Origin of the sequence: Tardiphaga sp. 37S4, from assembly GCF_021044645.1 — a bacterium.
GTDB lineage: Bacteria > Pseudomonadota > Alphaproteobacteria > Rhizobiales > Xanthobacteraceae > Tardiphaga > Tardiphaga robiniae.
Genome location: NZ_CP088008.1, coordinates 2,169,753 through 2,185,384 on the forward strand (window position 1 = coordinate 2,169,753; position 15,632 = coordinate 2,185,384).

General features: G+C 61.6%; 12 protein-coding genes. 8 read left to right on the forward strand and 4 right to left on the reverse strand.

What is annotated here, in order from left to right; translation table 11 throughout:
• Positions 1-81: 81 nt before the first annotated feature.
• On the reverse strand, positions 82-633 hold the full coding sequence (locus tag LPB73_RS10615) for a hypothetical protein (RefSeq protein WP_231080536.1): 552 nt from the start codon (positions 631-633) through the stop codon (positions 82-84).
• 264 nt (positions 634-897) lie between these two features.
• Between LPB73_RS10615 and LPB73_RS10620 the strand changes: the two genes are divergently transcribed.
• The 6 genes from LPB73_RS10620 (at position 898) to LPB73_RS10645 (ending at position 6,607) form a co-directional block, all read left to right on the forward strand.
• Positions 898-2,244, forward strand: coding sequence for an alpha-hydroxy acid oxidase (locus tag LPB73_RS10620; protein ID WP_231080537.1), 1,347 nt, complete (start codon positions 898-900; stop codon positions 2,242-2,244).
• A gap of 147 nt (positions 2,245-2,391) precedes the next feature.
• Positions 2,392-2,646 (forward strand): ester cyclase, encoded by a 255-nt coding sequence (locus LPB73_RS10625; protein ID WP_139285825.1) that lies wholly within the window; start codon positions 2,392-2,394, stop codon positions 2,644-2,646.
• Between the two features lie 114 nt (positions 2,647-2,760).
• Entirely contained in the window at positions 2,761-2,901 is a 141-nt protein-coding gene (locus tag LPB73_RS10630; RefSeq protein ID WP_349768812.1) for a helix-turn-helix domain-containing protein, read from the forward strand.
• A gap of 255 nt (positions 2,902-3,156) precedes the next feature.
• Positions 3,157-3,987, forward strand: a complete 831-nt coding sequence (locus LPB73_RS10635) for an alpha/beta fold hydrolase (protein WP_231080538.1) — start codon at positions 3,157-3,159, stop codon at positions 3,985-3,987.
• A gap of 149 nt (positions 3,988-4,136) precedes the next feature.
• Positions 4,137-5,792: an acetolactate synthase large subunit gene (locus LPB73_RS10640; RefSeq protein ID WP_231080539.1), complete on the forward strand. Its 1,656-nt coding sequence runs from the start codon at positions 4,137-4,139 to the stop codon at positions 5,790-5,792.
• Positions 5,793-6,235: 443 nt separating this feature from the next.
• Positions 6,236-6,607: an alpha-hydroxy-acid oxidizing protein gene (locus LPB73_RS10645; RefSeq protein WP_231080540.1), complete on the forward strand. Its 372-nt coding sequence runs from the start codon at positions 6,236-6,238 to the stop codon at positions 6,605-6,607.
• A 125-nt stretch (positions 6,608-6,732) separates the two neighbouring features.
• Here LPB73_RS10645 and LPB73_RS10650 read toward each other — a convergent pair whose 3' ends face one another.
• Positions 6,733-7,944 carry a hypothetical protein gene (locus LPB73_RS10650; protein WP_231080541.1) on the reverse strand — a complete coding sequence of 404 codons (1,212 nt, stop codon included), beginning with the start codon at positions 7,942-7,944 and terminating at the stop codon, positions 6,733-6,735.
• 76 nt (positions 7,945-8,020) lie between these two features.
• Complete coding sequence (locus LPB73_RS10655; protein WP_231080542.1) at positions 8,021-11,764, reverse strand: vitamin B12-dependent ribonucleotide reductase; 3,744 nt, start codon at positions 11,762-11,764, stop codon at positions 8,021-8,023.
• 754 nt (positions 11,765-12,518) lie between these two features.
• Between LPB73_RS10655 and LPB73_RS10660 the strand changes: the two genes are divergently transcribed.
• Positions 12,519-13,418 (forward strand): DMT family transporter, encoded by a 900-nt coding sequence (locus LPB73_RS10660; RefSeq protein ID WP_231080543.1) that lies wholly within the window; start codon positions 12,519-12,521, stop codon positions 13,416-13,418.
• Here the strand turns inward: LPB73_RS10660 and LPB73_RS10665 are convergent.
• Entirely contained in the window at positions 13,381-13,992 is a 612-nt protein-coding gene (locus LPB73_RS10665; RefSeq protein ID WP_231080544.1) for a cytochrome b, read from the reverse strand. The two genes, LPB73_RS10660 and LPB73_RS10665, sit on opposite strands and share 38 nt — an antisense overlap.
• 177 nt (positions 13,993-14,169) lie before the next feature.
• Between LPB73_RS10665 and LPB73_RS10670 the strand changes: the two genes are divergently transcribed.
• Complete coding sequence (locus LPB73_RS10670; RefSeq protein WP_231080545.1) at positions 14,170-15,630, forward strand: glycosyltransferase family 2 protein; 1,461 nt, start codon at positions 14,170-14,172, stop codon at positions 15,628-15,630.
• The last annotated feature ends 2 nt before the right edge of the window (positions 15,631-15,632 follow it).

The following is a 15,632-nucleotide window of genomic DNA, read 5'->3' on the forward strand; positions in this document are numbered from 1 at the left end:
GACGGCGAGCGGCCGGGTTTCGTGATGCGCGGGTCGCGATGGTTTCACCGGCAGCAGATGTCTCGACGTTGGTGCATCCGATTACTGGTTCTGGATGGAGACGCTCATTCCGCTCAGGTCGAAATCGAACTGGAGGCCCAGTTGCTCGCCTTCCAGCGTCAGGACGACACCCTTGGCGTTGCGCATCTGGATGGCGCGCCTGCCTGCACCGACCGCCACACCTGCACCGAGCGCCGTATAAATGCCTTCGATGTCCGAAGCCTGATGCATATTTTGCGCCGCGCCGACCAGATCGGTTGAGGAGCCCCCAAACGTCAGGCCCGCGCTCACGCCGCCGATGCGAAACGGATACATCTCACCACGGAAACTGAGGATTCCGCTCCCTGCCTGCGCTCCGATGAACCATCCGGCCTTGAAGAACTTGAAGCGGACCTTGCCGGTGTCCGCGTGAGCGGGCAGCGACAGTGCGGCGGACAGCAGAGTTGCGACGGTGAGACGCGTGAGGCAGCGAGTTATTTGAAAGCGCATATTGATATTCCGGTCATCGGGCTGCCGCGTGGCGGCACTGCGGCAACTAGATAGGGCATCGCAGGACTCGTCAATGACGGAGGTCGACGCGCGGTCGCCTCCCAACGGGCGCAACGTCCGACGTCAACGCGTGGCGCGCAAGTGCGACCTGTCCGCCGTAGCTCGCAGAGCGAAGGCGGAAGCGTATTGCGCCGATATGACGATGGCGGATTGCGCAGCGCTCATCCGGCCACCGCTTGCCGATGGACATGCGACCAGAATTGTCATTATATCGCCGGAATGTCATCGCCTACCTGATGACACTGACGTGACGACGATACAGACCAATCCGCCTAACCTGCAGCACTCATTCGCATTCGAAAGAACACGATGACAGGTCTCTTGCGCAGGACGACGCTGGTGAAGGCGACAAGTGCAGCCGGGGTGTCGGACGTTTCAGAGCGCACCATGATCGCGCGCCGCCAACTCCTGCGGTTTTTCGCCGCTAGTCCTCTTCTCACGGCGACGTCTCTCGGTACGATCACCACCCTGTTGACGGCCAACTCGCATCAAGCGCTCGCGCAGAGCTACGATGTGCTGCGCGGCTCCCGAAGAGCGTTCGGTCCGGACGGCATCATCACCGCTCCAACCGATGCGCTGGACGTGTTTGAGTTCGAGCCGGCGGCAAAGAAGGCCGTGCTCAGCCAGGACGCGCCGGCGCACTGGGGTTACCTCCAGAGTGGCGTCGACGGCGACGTGACGCGCGACGCCAACCACACGGCCTTCGCGAAGTACAACATTCGCGTTCAGCGTCTCATCGATGCGCGGAAGATCGACACCAGCGTGAAGATCTTCGGCGAAACCTGGGCCAGCCCCATCTTCATGTGCCCGGTCAGCAGCCTCGGCGCCTACGATCCCGAGGCCGGGGTCACCGTGGCGCGCGCCGCTGCCAAGCGCAACCATCAGATGATTCTCTCGACGGTCGATAATGCGAGCATCGTCGACGTCAACAAGGCGCACGGCCGGCCCGCCTGGTTCATGTTGTATCCGACCGATGACTGGAACGTGACGCGGGCGCTGGTGCAGCGCGCCGAGAGTGCGGGCTCTCCTGCGATCGTCCTCACGGTCGATCGCCAGGGCGGCCGCAACACCGAAACCCTGTTCCGCGAGCGGCGCCAGGACCTGCGCGAATGCTCGGGCTGTCACACACCGGGCTTCACCAATGAGGTCAGCCGCAAGACCAACTTCGCGGACATCGACGTTTCCAAGGTCACGAACCTCTACGGCACCGGGATGACGTGGGAATTCGTCGATCGCCTGCGCGGGATCGTCAAGGGCAAGCTCGTGCTGAAGGGCATCATGACGGGCGAGGACGCCAAGGAGGCGTTGCGCCACGGCGTGGATGGCCTGATCGTCTCCAACCACGGCGGGCGCGCAGAAGAGAGCGGGCAGGCGACGATCGGTGTGCTGGCAGAGGTCGTGGATTCGGTGGGCGGCCGCATCCCTGTGCTCATCGACGGGGGTGTACGCCGCGGCACCGATGTCCTGAAGGCGCTCGCTTTGGGCGCCGCGGCCGTCGGCATTGGCCGGCCATACGTGTGGGGCCTGGCGTCGTTCGGCGAGGCCGGCGTGGACCGGGTGCTGCAGATCCTGGACGATGAGTTCATCACGATCATGCGGCAGGTGGGTGCGCTGGACATCAACCACATCACGCGGCGCTGCGTCACCAGCGCTTAAGCGGTGCCCGACCTCGGATGAATGAACAGCGCCTCGTGCCTCGACCAGGGCCGTGGACGGTTTGACCGGGCACTGCAAGACATCCAAGGGATTAGGGAAAACGCAGCGCGTAGGGCGCAAGTGCGAAGCGTATTCCGCCGAGAAACAGTGGCGGCGGATTACGCTGCGCTAATCCGCCCTCGCTTGGCGCAGCACTACGCGACGGACATTTTGGTAGTGATCGAGGAAGGGCACCGCGTTTCCGGCGAGGTGTTCTTCCACGGCATCCAGCGCGAAGCGATGTTCGGCCATCCGCCGACTGGCAAGCATATCGACTGGCTGGGCGCGCCGATCTTCACCTTCGATGGTCCCAAAGTGCGCAACCTCTGGGTGCTCGGCTTCCGGTGCGTCGCGAGGTCTTGAGCGAAGCAGCAGACGGCATTGTAGCTGTAGATCGCTGAATGTCCGCATCTGTCGCCCACGGGGTGGATTGCGGCTTTCTGAACCGGAGGTCGGCAGTTCGATCTCTCCGGCACCATCCGACCAATTACTTCGTCCTCGCGGTCTCCGGGCCCCATCGCTGCAGCGCTGGGCTATTCGTCCCAAACCGCGTTCGCCCCGGCGTTCCGGAAAGCTGACGGCGAAACTCCGACCGATTGGCGCCGACGCGTTGTCTGACGGCAATCGCTCTGCAGGTCGAGCAATCGCTCTGGCGCAGAAGGACGCCTGCTTCACTAGAAATCATCGTGCCACGTCAACGACAGGAGACGAACGATGAACTCGAAACGCGTCGTCAGTGGGCTTGCGAATGCTTCCCGACGGAGGGGGCTTGCGACCACGCTTACGTATGCGATTTCGCTAGTCGTCAACTTCACGTCGGCCGCCGGCATCCAAACAATACCCCCCATATATCCAACGCAGAGGAACGATCCCATGACCTCCATCACCACCAAGGACGGCGTACAGATTTTCTACAAGGACTGGGGCACGAAATCGGCCCAACCGATTGTCTTCCATCATGGTTGGCCGTTGAGCTCAGATGACTGGGATAACCAGATGCTGCACTTCGTCGGCAAAGGCTTCCGCGTCATCGCCCATGATCGACGCGGTCACGGTCGATCGAGCCAGGTAAGCGACGGCCACGATATGGATCACTACGCGGCCGATGTCGCTGCGTTGGTCGAACATCTCGATCTGCGCAATGCGATTCACATCGGACATTCAACCGGCGGCGGCGAAGCGACACGGTACGTCGCTCGTCACGGTAAGGGCCGCGTAGCCAAGCTCGTGATCATCGGCGCAGTGCCGCCGTTGATGCTGAAAACCGCTGCCAATCCCGGAGGCTTGCCCATCGAGGCGTTCGATAACCTGCGCAACCAGCTTGCAGCCAACAGGTCGCAGTTCTACCTCGATTTCTCGGGCGGTCCGTTCTACGGATACAATCGTCCTGGAGCAGAACCGTCGCAGGCGATCATTCAAAACTGGTGGCGCCAAGGCATGATGGGCAGCGCAAAAGCGCACCACGACGGCATCAAGGCCTTCTCGGAGACGGATTTCAGCGAGGACCTGAAGAGCATCGCTGTGCCAACGCTCGTCCTGCACGGCGACGATGATCAGATCGTGCCTATCGCGGATTCCGCACTTCTGTCCGCGAAACTTCTGAAAAACAGCACACTCAAAATCTACGAGAAGCTACCTCACGGTATGTGCACGACCCACGCCGACATCATCAATGCCGAGATTTTGTCCTTCATAAAGGCGTAGATTTTTCGCTTCACGCGACCGCGTCACCGAAAGCCAAGCTCAGTCGCTCTCAAAGTGCGGCAACGGTGACGCGCGTCTGTTCCACCAAACGTTTCATTAAATGGGCCTGTTTGTCTGATACGGTACTGGGCAAACGGAGGAGCTTGACGATGAACAACGAGGACCGGGAAATGAAGGGCTCCGATCTGCTAGTGGCGGCTCTCGAAAACGAGGGCGTCGACCGCATCTTTGGCGTCCCGGGCGAGGAGAACCTCGACGTCGTCGAGAGCTTGCGCAAGTCTTCCATCGAGCTGGTCGTCACGCGTCACGAGCAGCCTGCGGCCTTTATGGCTGCGACCCACGGGCGCCTCACAGGCAGGCCAGGCGTCGCCCTCAGCACTTTGGGGCCCGGAGCCCTGAATCTCTCGACAGGGGCTGCCTATGGGCTCCTGGGAGGCATGCCGATGGTCCTGATCACTGGCCAGAAGGCGATCCACGCCAGCCGGCAGGCGCACTTCCAGATCGTGGATGTCGTCGCGAGCATGAAGCCGCTCACGAAATTGTCGCAGCAGATCGTAAGTGCGTCTTCCATCGCAACCGTCGTCCGGAACGCTTTCCGGATTGCGATGGAGGAGCGTCCTGGACCCGTGCACCTGGAGCTTCCGGAAGATGTCGCGGCGGAGAAGGTTTCCGGCGTTTCGGTCGTTCCGGTCCACCCGACCGATCTCCCGGCGCCCTCGACGGACGCCGTCCGGAAGGCGGCCGAGCTCATCCTCTCGGCGAAATGCCCGTTGCTCATGTTCGGTGCCGGTGCCAGCAGGCCCAGGCTGGCGCCCGCGCTCTCTGAATTCGTCCGCCGGGTGAAGATCCCATTCTTCAACACGCAGATGGGGAAGGGGGCCGTCGGCGGGGCGTCCGACTACTATGTCGGCACGGCGGCGCTGAGTGAACGCGACTACGTCCATCGCGCGATCGATTGCGCCGACCTGATCATCACCATCGGCCACGACACCATCGAAAAGCCGCCATTCATCATGGGGCGTGGCCGCCATCAGGTGCTCCACATCGGCTTTACGCCGGCGACGGTCGAGGAGGTTTACTACCCGCAAGCTGAACTTATCGGCGACATTGCGAAAGGTCTCGACATGCTGGCGGCCGAGCTCGATGGGAAGCTCAAGCAGACCACGCAGTGGGACGGCGTGCGCGCGGATATCCTGCGCCACATCGGCGACCGGGCCAACGAAGATCGCTTTCCGCTGACCCCGCAGCGGATCGTCCACGACGTCCGCCAGGTCATGCCACCCGACGGCATCGTCGCGTTGGACAACGGGATGTACAAGATATGGTTCGCGCGTAACTACCGCACGGACGTCGCCAACACGCTGCTGCTCGACAATGCGCTTGCGACGATGGGAGCGGGGCTTCCGTCGGGCATGATGGCGGCGTTGCTGAATCCGAAGCGCCGTGTGCTCGTTGTCGCCGGCGACGGCGGTTTTATGATGAATTCGCAGGAACTGGAGACCGCGCAGCGTCTGAAGCTCGATCTCGTCGTACTCGTAATTGAGGATCACGCCTACGGGATGATCAGGTGGAAGCAGGCCGTCGACGGCTTCGCCGATGCGGGGATGACGTTCGGCAATCCGGATTTCGTCGCCTACGCGCAGTCCTACGGTGCCCAAGGTCATCGCGTGGCCGAGGCGGACGGTCTGGCGCCGACACTGGAGAAGGCCTTCGCGGCTGGTGGCCTCCACCTCGTGGTGGTGCCGGTGGACTACAGCGAGAATGTTCGCGTGCTCGTGGAGGAACTGGCCGATATGCAGCACTAATCCGAAAAGGATTTGCCGATACGCGAGGTCGCCTTCCTCGTCACGGTGACGACGCGAAGATTGACCCAGAACGGACTTGGTCAGCCGGTCGATGAGGCGACGAAAACCGCCAACTGAGCATCGAAAGCGCGCTCGTATATCCGCAATAACAGCTACGATCTCGCGATCGAGCGCCGCGCAACCGGCAAGATCGATGCTGGGGCCTTCGGATGCCCGTTCATCGCCAATCCAGACCCGGTCGAGCGACTACGAAGAGGTGTGCCGCTGACCCATGCGCCGCGCGAGTCCTACTACGGCGGCACGCATCGCCAATTATGCTGCCGTTCCGCCGGCGTTGCGTACCAAACACTGGCTTTTCGGAGACACAGGCGGGGTTCGCCTGAGGCGTTTTCTTTCTTGCTTATGCCGTCGGTTCGCCGATCTTCGCCGGCGTGCATGTCGAGATGATCGCTGCGGGGAAGGTGCTGATCTTCAACATCCTCAACGAGGCCAACAAGTCGCTCCCCGCCAGCGGCGTTTCCGGCGCCGTGCTGCTGACGTCCGGAAACGACCGCGAGACGCTGCCGCTCGTCATCTCCGGGACTGCATTGAAAGCCGAAGCGAAGGGCGACATCGTCAAGGGCGCTTCGGTGACCGTCACGCTGAAAACGGCCGTCGGCATTGGCCGGCCTTACGTGTGGGGCCTGGCGTCATTCGGCGAGGCCGGCGTGGACCGGGTGCGGCAGATCCTGGACGATGAGTTCATCACGATCATGCGGCAGGTGGGTGCGCTGGACATCACCCACATCACGCGGCGCTGCGTCACCAGCGCCTAGCCGTGCTCGACCTCTGATGAAGCAACAGCGCCTCATGCCTGGATCATGGCCGTCGACAGTTAGACCGCGCACTGCGTCGAGAGACAGTTGCGGTAGATACGCTGCGCTAATCCGCCCTACGCTTGCTAAACTTGTCGGATCGAAGACAAGGCATGCAATCCATTTCTATTAATAACGCGAGCACGGACCGCTCCGTTTTGCCTCAGAAGAGATGAAAAATAAGCGTCACATCGGAATAGATTGCAATAGGGTAGATAAACAGCGTGCATCATGTCACCAAAGTCGCTGGCGCTTCGCGGCTTGGGTGAATTATGGCCGGCCCTCATTCGTTGCCAAGTGGATTCATAGCGCGAACTGTAGTACGCAATGTACATTTCTAGGAATGTCGAGACAGCCGGGCAGGATGAAATGATCTCAGATATCTCTTTGTCGGTAAAACCATTGAGATCGTAGTCTGAATAACAAGAAATGATCGTTTTTCGAACCTCCGTTTTTGGAATTGCTTGGCGGAATGTTTTGGAGAATTCGAAGTTAGGAAGCGTGTTTGCGAGGTTGCCAATTTTTTCAACGGCCTCATGTAGCTTCTCATCAATGCGTTTTTGCATTCCTTCGCCTTCGCTTCGGAGAAGGCTGTAAATAGTTTGCCGCTCGTTTGTAAGGTCGAGAACGCTTTCGACCAGCCCTCGTGGACTATTCATTATCCCGTACAAGCGTGATGAGTACTCTTCGTCAGTTACGCATCCTGCAATCCATTCGGTGACGAATTTGGCACTGAATAGGCTGAACGGAAATTCATTGGATAAAGGTGAGGTGTCGTTACGAACGAGTTCTCGCCATTTGGCTCGGCCGCTACGCTTCGTGAGAGACATGTCTGATCTGAGTCTACGGCGTTCACTTCGCGGCAGGTGTGCAATGCGTTCTTCAAACTGAGCCATTGCTTTACGTTGTTTATTTCCGAATTCGAGCGAGAGGTTCATGCCGAACCATTCAGACTTGCCTGAGAACAATTCTTCGCTAGATAATTTTGCCTCTCTCGTCCCGCTGAGTGCTTTGGCGATTTCGAGAGACATCACTTCGTGAGGCAGGCGCAGAAAATTGTCTGAACATAGCTCTTCCATTAGGATCGCGCGCCGTAATGCCGCGGCTTTGTGAGCGGGATGTTCGGTTGCGTGCACCGCCTCTGACAGGTGTATGCCAGAGAGGACAAAACGGGCGCGGCCACTGTTCGCGGCAGCTCGAATTGTTTCTAGAATTCTGCGATTCTCCTCGGAGAGCCTGTGAGCTGGCTCGGAAAGATCGGAGAAATCACAGCTATCAAGATAGACTATCTCCGACATCGCTCTCCCTCAAAGAGAAAGGGCGGCCGTAGGCCGCCCTGGAGCTAGAGTTGCTGCGGCAATGTATTTTGATGGATTAGCTACACCCCGTCGTGCTTCCGCACGTGTCACACTTCATGCACGTGCCATTCCGAACCAGCGTGAAGTTCGAGCATTCGCCGCACATGTCGCCTTCGTAGCCCTTGGCTTTGGCTTCGGCGCGGCGTTCGGCCTTGCTGGGCGCGGCGGCTGCGGCGGTGCCGGCTTTGCTCCAGGCTTGCGCCTCGAGCTTTTCGGTCGGCGAGAGCGCGTGCTCGGGCTCGGCGGTCTTGAGCGCGACGGCGGCATCGCCGCTGCCGTGGCGGGCGGTGGCGCCTGACGCGTTCAGCGAGGTGACGTTGCCCGAAGCGCGGGCGTCGGTGTTCTCAGCCGGGGCCGGCGCGCGCATGACGACGAGGTTGTCGGTGCGCGAGCGGGTCAGGCCCTTGGAGACATATTTGTTCTGGTCGGCTGGCGCCTTGCCTTCATCTTCGCCCTTGCCGAGCGCGTCGAAGCCCGACTCGGAGACGTCGACATGGCCGAGATCGAAGCGCGACATGTAGGAGACCGCGAGTTCGCGGAACACATAGTCGAGGATCGAGGTCGCGAACTTGATGCTGTCATTGCCCTGCACCGGGCCCGCGGGCTCGAAGCGGGTGAAGGTGAAGGCGTCGACATATTCCTCCAGCGGCACGCCATACTGGAGACCCAGCGAGACGGCGATGGCGAAGTTGTTGATGAAGGAGCGCAGCGCCGCGCCTTCCTTGTGCATGTCGATGAAGATCTCGCCGAGCCGGCCGTCATCATATTCGCCGGTGCGCAGATAGACCTTGTGACCGCCGACGACGGCCTTCTGGGTGTAGCCCTTGCGGCGATCCGGCATCTTCTCGCGGTCGCGCATCACCACGATGCGCTCGACCAGACGCTCGACCACCTTCTCGGAGATCGCGGCGGTGCGGGCCGCCATCGGCTTCTCCATCAGGTTCTCCAGCGCATCCTCGTCCTCGTCATCATCGCTGATGAGCTGCGAGTTGAGCGGCTGCGAGAGCTTGGAGCCGTCGCGATACAGCGCGTTAGCCTTCAGCGCGAGCTTCCACGACAGCAGGTAAGCGGACTTGCAGTCCTCCACCGTGGCGTCGTTCGGCATGTTGATGGTCTTGGAGATCGCACCCGAAATGAAGGGCTGCGACGCCGCCATCATGCGGATGTGGCTTTCCACCGAGAGATAGCGCTTGCCGATCTTGCCGCAGGGATTGGCGCAATCGAACACGCTGTAGTGCTCGGCCTTCAGGTGCGGGGCACCTTCCACCGTCATCGCGCCGCAGATGTGCACGTTGGCGGCTTCGATCTCGCGCTTGGTGAAGCCGAGCGCGGCGAGCAGGTCGAAACCGGGGGCCGCAATGGCTTCGGCTTCGATCTTCAAGACGTCGCGCAGGAAGTCCTCGCCAAAAGTCCACTTGTTGAAGGCGAACTTGATGTCGAAGGCGGTCGGCAATGCGGCCTCGACCTTCTTCAGCGCTTCGTCGGTGAAGCCCTTGGCCTTCAGCGTCGAGGCATTGATGCCCGGCGCGTTGGACAGCGAACCGTGACCGACGGCATAGGCCTCGATTTCGGCGATCTCGCTTTCGCGATAGCCGAGCACGCGGAGTGCTGCGGGGACGGCGCGGTTGATGATCTTCCAGTAGCCGCCACCGGCGAGCTTCTTGAATTTCACCAGCGCGAAGTCAGGCTCGATGCCGGTGGTGTCGCAATCCATGACCAGGCCAATGGTGCCGGTCGGGGCAACCACGGTGGTCTGGGCGTTGCGATAGCCATGGAGTTCGCCGAGTTCGAGGGCGAGATCCCAAGCGATCTTGGCGCGGGTGACGATGTCGGCCTGTGGGCAGGAGGCATGGTCGAGCGCCACGGGGGCGACGGCGAGGCCTTCATAGCCGCGGGTTTCGCCATGGGCTGCACGGCGATGGTTGCGGATGACACGCAGCATATGGGCCGCGTTCTTCTTGTAGCCGGGGAACGGGCCGAGCTCCTTGGCCATCTCGGCCGAGGTCGCGTAGCTGACGCCGGTCATGACAGCGGTGAGGGCACCACACAGCGCGCGGCCTTCCTTGCTGTCATAGGACAGGCCCATGGTCATCAGCAGGCCGCCGATATTGGCATAGCCGAGGCCGAGGGTGCGGAACTCGTAGGAGAGTTCGGCGATCGGCTTCGACGGGAACTGTGCCATCATGACAGAGATTTCGAGCACCATGGTCCACAACCGGCAGAGATGCTCGTAGGCGTGGATGTCGAAGGTGGCCGAGGCGGTGTCGTAGAAGGTCAGCAGGTTGGCCGAGGCGAGGTTACACGCCGTGTCGTCCAGGAACATGTATTCCGAGCACGGATTGGACGCGCGGATATCGCCGGACGACTTGCAGGTGTGCCAGTCGTTCATGGTGGTATTGAAGTGCAGGCCGGGATCGGCCGACGCCCAGGCGGCGTAGCCAATTTTCTCCCAGAGGTCGCGGGCCTTGATGGTCTTCATGACCTTGCCGTCCTTGCGGGCGATCAGGTCCCAGGTGCCGTCGGTCTCGACGGCGCGCAGGAAATCGTCCTTCAGCGAGACGGAGTTGTTGGAGTTCTGGCCGGCCACGGTGAGATAGGCTTCGGAATCCCAGTCGGTGTCGTAGATCGGGAAGTCGATGTCCTTGTAGCCCTGCTTGGCATACTGGATGACGCGCTTGATGACGTTGTCATTGACCAGCGAGCGGCGGGCGAGCTTGATCTCGCGGCGCAGCGCCGGGTTCTTCTCGGGATCGAAGCAGTCGTCGCCCGAGCCTTCGCAATTGACGCAAGCCTTCAGGATGGCCTTGAGGTGCTTTTGGTTCATCTTCGAACCAGTGACCAAGGCCGCGACCTTCTGCTCTTCCTTCACCTTCCAGTCGATATAGGTCTCGATATCCGGATGGTCGGCATCGACCACCACCATCTTGGCCGCGCGGCGCGTGGTGCCGCCCGACTTGATGGCGCCCGCGGCACGGTCGCCGATCTTCAGGAACGACATCAGGCCCGACGAGCGACCGCCGCCCGACAGCTTCTCGCCTTCGCCGCGCAGCTTCGAGAAATTCGAGCCGGTGCCCGAGCCATATTTGAACAAGCGGGCTTCGCGCACCCACAGGTCCATGATGCCGCCTTCATTGACCAGATCGTCCTCGACGCCCTGGATGAAGCAGGCATGCGGCTGCGGATGTTCGTAAGCCGACTTCGACTTGGTCAGCTTGCCGGTCTTCCAGTCCACATAGTAGTGGCCCTGGCCGGGACCATCGACGCCGTAGGCCCAGTGCAGGCCGGTGTTGAACCACTGCGGCGAATTCGGCGCGACCATCTGCTTGGCGAGCATGAAGCGCAGCTCGTCATGGAAGGCGTGGGCGTCGGCTTCACTGGTGAAGTAGCCACCCTTCCAGCCCCAATAGGTCCAGCAGCCGGCGAGGCGGTCGAACACCTGCTTGGACGAGAGTTCGCTGACGAAGCGCTCTTTCTCGGGCAGTGCGGCGAGGGCCTCGGTGTCCGGCACCGAGCGCCACAGCCACGACGGCACGGTCTCTTCCTCGACCTTCTTCAGCTTCGCGGCGACGCCGGCCTTGCGGAAATACTTCTGGGCCAGCACGTCGGAGGCGACCTGCGACCACGAGTCGGGCACTTCAACGCCTTCAAGCTTGAACACCACGGAGCCATCCGGATTGCGGATCTCGGACGTGGTGTGGCGGAAGTCGATCCCGGCATAGGGCGACTGTCCTTCGGTGGTGTAGCGGCGTTGAATCTGCATCGTGGTCGTGCCCCGTCTTAAGCCCGACACCCCATCTGGCGGCATCGGCGATTTCTGTTAGCGACGTCCGGGTTGCCCCAAATTCGCCGCAGCTTGGCCGGGTGAACCGGTCCTGTTTTCTCTGTGGAGCATGTGCTGGCCGTCATCTCGGCCACCCGGGACTGCCGGGGTCATGCTTCCTTGGATCGGGCTTCCTCGCTGTTGCGGGTCGACCTGATCCTAACGCCTCACCACGCTGTTTGAGCCGGTTTCCGGCCCGTTTTTTAGTGCTCCAAACGCCGGTTTTCCGGCCCGGATTCCAGGACGCAAATCCTCGATCCCGTAGCCTCGACTGGAGGACGGAGCGGTCAATCTGGAACCCGTTTGGGAGCGTCCGACGGGACAAAAAACGACCCGCGCCGAACAGTTCGAAAACTAGGCCAAACCGATCTCGCCCGTCAAGGAGTAGTCGGGGTTCCTGAATCAAATACTAAATATGGTGGAAAGGGTGGATAACCAAGGGGGCAGAGCGCGCCTCGATTGAGGTCAAGTATCAGTGAGTCCTCATGGATTCGGAAGTCAAAAATATTTCTAAAACTGTCCGGAATCCGAGCTGCGCCCACTGTTCACAGCCCAACTTTATTTTGTCATCCAGGGATTGCGTTTGGGGGGACTCAGGCGCAGCGGTGGTTGCCGGGCAGGTTCCCTCCACCGGCAGTGGTCAGACCCTTCAACTGCGCGCATGGTCCCGCCGATTCCTCAGCCGGTTCCCTCCATGACAATGCCCAGTCCCCCCGTTTCGCGCGCGCGAATCGCTCCCTTCGGTCTCGTGTTGCTCGCCATCGCGTCGATCGCCTGGGGTCTGAACTGGCCGGTGTCGAAAGCGCTGCTGTCGGAATGGCCACCGCTGTCGGCGCGCGGCAGCACCGGCATCGTCGGGGCATTGCTGCTGGCCGGGATCGCCGTCTGGCGCGGCGAGAGTCTTCGCGTGCCGCATCATCAATGGTTGCATCTGGTTGTGCTGGCGGGCCTGAACGTGTTCGGCTGGATGGCTTTCGTCGGCTTGTCGCTACTGTGGCTGCCGGCCGGCGAGGCCGCGGTGATTGCGTTCACCATGCCGGTCTGGGCTGCCGGACTGGCCTGGCTGATCCTCGGCGAGCGCCTGTCGATGCAGCGGATCGTGGCCATGCTGATGGCCTTTGCCGGCATCGCCGCGTTGATGGGGGGCGGTGGTCTGGCCGCGAGCGCGGAGAAGCTCCCGGGAATCGCCCTGGCGCTGCTGGGTGGGTTCGGCTTTGCGCTCGGCACGGTGCTGGCCAAGAAGTTCGGGCTCACGCTGCCACTGGTGACGTCATCCGCCTGGCAGATCGGGATCGGTTGTGTGCCGGTGCTGTTGCTGGGTCTGATCTTCGAAAGCCCGCATTTTGCAGCACTGACGCCGCTGGGCTGGGGGCTGCTCGCCTATGTCGTGCTGGTGGGGTTCTGCATCGCTTATGTCTGCTGGTTCGCGGCGCTCAAGCAGTTGCCGGCCTCGGTGGCCGCAATCGGGACCATGGCGGTGCCCGTGATCGGCGTGGTCAGCTCGGCCATCGCCCTGCAGGAACCGCTCGGCGCCATGCAGATCGCGGCCCTGGTATTTACGTTGGCGGGCGTTGCGCTGGCGACAAGGGGCTAGGCGCGGGCGCGTCGCCACCGGGCCACATCCGCTGCAGTTCGGGATGTCCGTCCCAGAACTGATGCTTCAGCGCGGCGGCGATGTGCAGGCCGACCAGTGCATAGAGCGCATAGGACAGCCACACGTGAATGCCGCCGAAGATGTCGTGCAGGCGTTCCTTGAAGGCTGGCTCGACACTCATGATCCAGCCGATGCGCGGCCACTGGAACAGGCCGAACAGGTACATTGGAATCTCGCCGGCCGCCTTCCAGGCGGAATCGTGCATCCAGCCGGACAGCGGCAGTCCGATCATCAGCACATAGAGCGCGATATGCGCACCATGTGCGGCGGCCCTCTCGGCGGGCGGATAGGTCTCGGGCAGATCGGGTGGCCTGTTCGCCGCGCGCCACAGCAGGCGCATCAGCACGAGGCCGAGCACGGTGATGCCGAATGACTTGTGTGCATCGATGACGAAGCGGATGTTGTCCTCGGGAATGAGGTCCACGCTCCAGATCAGCGCGACATTGAGTGTGATCAGAACGGCAATCAGCCAGTGCAGGATCATGGCGATGCGGCTGTAACGTTGAATCGGCATTTTCTGTGCGTGCATGGAATAAGTTTAAACAGGATTTGTCTTTTGAGGCATGACGACTTTGTGTGTTCGTCGTGACCGCAATCACGCGCTATTTGATCACGGCTCCGCAACTCGATCACGATTCACGCGTAGCTCTCGCAGGATCGGTTTGCTCGAACGCGCGATTGAATTGACGGCATGACAATATCCCTTCAGGCGGCTTTCGCCGCCGCATCGCCGCGTATCACACCGCGCCGGATGCCGTTCATCAGCCTGATGATCTATCTCGCCGTGCTCGCGCTATGGGCGCCGCTGTTCGGCCGCGCGTTCTTTTTGAACAGCATCTGGGCGTGGTCAGCGGGCATGGTCTATATCGCCTATGACACAGTGCTGATGCTTTATGTGGTGTGGCAGACGCTGCCGCTGGCAGTGTCCGCGCGTGGTTCATCTGGAGCGGTTGCTGCGCAATCGCGTCCATCGGTGGGCATACTGATAGCCGCGCATAACGAGGCACTCAATCTGCCGGAGGCGCTGGCGACCATCGCACGCCAGTCCGATGCGCCGGATCTGATCCTGATCGCGGATGACGGCTCGCGCGATGCAACCGATACGCTCCTCCGTGACCGTTACGGTCTCGCCATTCCGGCCGTTGGCCAGAGCAGCATCGGCCAGTTCGGCAGTTCCAGGCTGCAATGGCTGCGCCTGCTGCATCAGGGCAAGGCGCGGGCGCTGAACACGGCGATCCTCAAGGCCGATACCGACATCGTCATCACGCTGGATGCCGATACGTTTCTGGCTGATGATGCCATCGCCGAAATGCGCGCGGCCTTTGCTGCAGATCCCGCGCTGGTCGCGGCCGGTGGCATTCTCGTGCCGGTCTGCGACGACAGCGCCAGCGGCCGCGTGATGCAGTGGTTCCAGACCTACGAATATATCCGCAACATCATTTCGCGCTTCGCCTGGATGCGCGGCAACAGTCTGCTCCTGATCTCCGGCGCCTTTGCTGGCTTCCGCCGGGAGGCGCTGGTGGCCGTCGGGGGCTTCGATCCGGAGTGTCTTGTCGAGGACTATGAGCTGACCCACCGTATGCATCGCTATGCCGTCGATCACGAATTGGATTGGCAGTTGCGGATGGTCGGCACGTCGCTGGCGCGCACGGAAGCGCCGTCTCACGTCATGACGTTCCTGCGGCAGCGCCGGCGCTGGTTCGCGGGCTTCCTGCAGACGCAGTACTGGAATCGCGACATGACCGGCAATCGCCGCTATGGCCGGCTCGGCATGCGCATGCTGCCCATCAAGGCGCTGGATACGCTGCAGCCGATCTACGGCCTCACGGCCTTCGTGTTGCTGCTGGCTTTGCTCGTCACCGGCAAGACTGCCATCGCCGTGCCAGTGTTCGGTCTGATCACCGCGAAGATCGTCGCGGATTTCCTGGTCTATCTCTGGACCGTGCATCTCTATCAGCGCCTGACAGGCGGCCGCACGCGGACAAGTTTCGCCGCAGCGGTGTTCGCGGCGATCCTCGAACCGTTCAGTTTTCAGTTGCTGCGTCACGCCGGTGCGGCGTGGGGCTGGATCGCCTTCCTGCGCGGCAACAATGATTGGGGCTTTGCGCCCGTTACGTCGCCCTCGCGTGAGGCGCCCAATGCGGGCGAGTAGTC

What these genes read in the sequence shown, in the direction of transcription:
- LPB73_RS10665 (WP_231080544.1), bottom strand. Translation starts at nt 13,992, where the DNA reads ATGCCGATTCAACGTTACAGCCGCATCGCCATGATCCTGCACTGGCTG.
- LPB73_RS10640 (WP_231080539.1), top strand. Translation starts at nt 4,137, where the DNA reads ATGAACAACGAGGACCGGGAAATGAAGGGCTCCGATCTGCTAGTGGCG.
- LPB73_RS10670 (WP_231080545.1), top strand. Translation starts at nt 14,170, where the DNA reads ATGACAATATCCCTTCAGGCGGCTTTCGCCGCCGCATCGCCGCGTATC.
- LPB73_RS10650 (WP_231080541.1), bottom strand. Translation starts at nt 7,944, where the DNA reads ATGTCGGAGATAGTCTATCTTGATAGCTGTGATTTCTCCGATCTTTCC.
- LPB73_RS10660 (WP_231080543.1), top strand. Translation starts at nt 12,519, where the DNA reads ATGACAATGCCCAGTCCCCCCGTTTCGCGCGCGCGAATCGCTCCCTTC.
- LPB73_RS10645 (WP_231080540.1), top strand. Translation starts at nt 6,236, where the DNA reads ATGATCGCTGCGGGGAAGGTGCTGATCTTCAACATCCTCAACGAGGCC.
- LPB73_RS10620 (WP_231080537.1), top strand. Translation starts at nt 898, where the DNA reads ATGACAGGTCTCTTGCGCAGGACGACGCTGGTGAAGGCGACAAGTGCA.
- LPB73_RS10655 (WP_231080542.1), bottom strand. Translation starts at nt 11,764, where the DNA reads ATGCAGATTCAACGCCGCTACACCACCGAAGGACAGTCGCCCTATGCC.
- LPB73_RS10635 (WP_231080538.1), top strand. Translation starts at nt 3,157, where the DNA reads ATGACCTCCATCACCACCAAGGACGGCGTACAGATTTTCTACAAGGAC.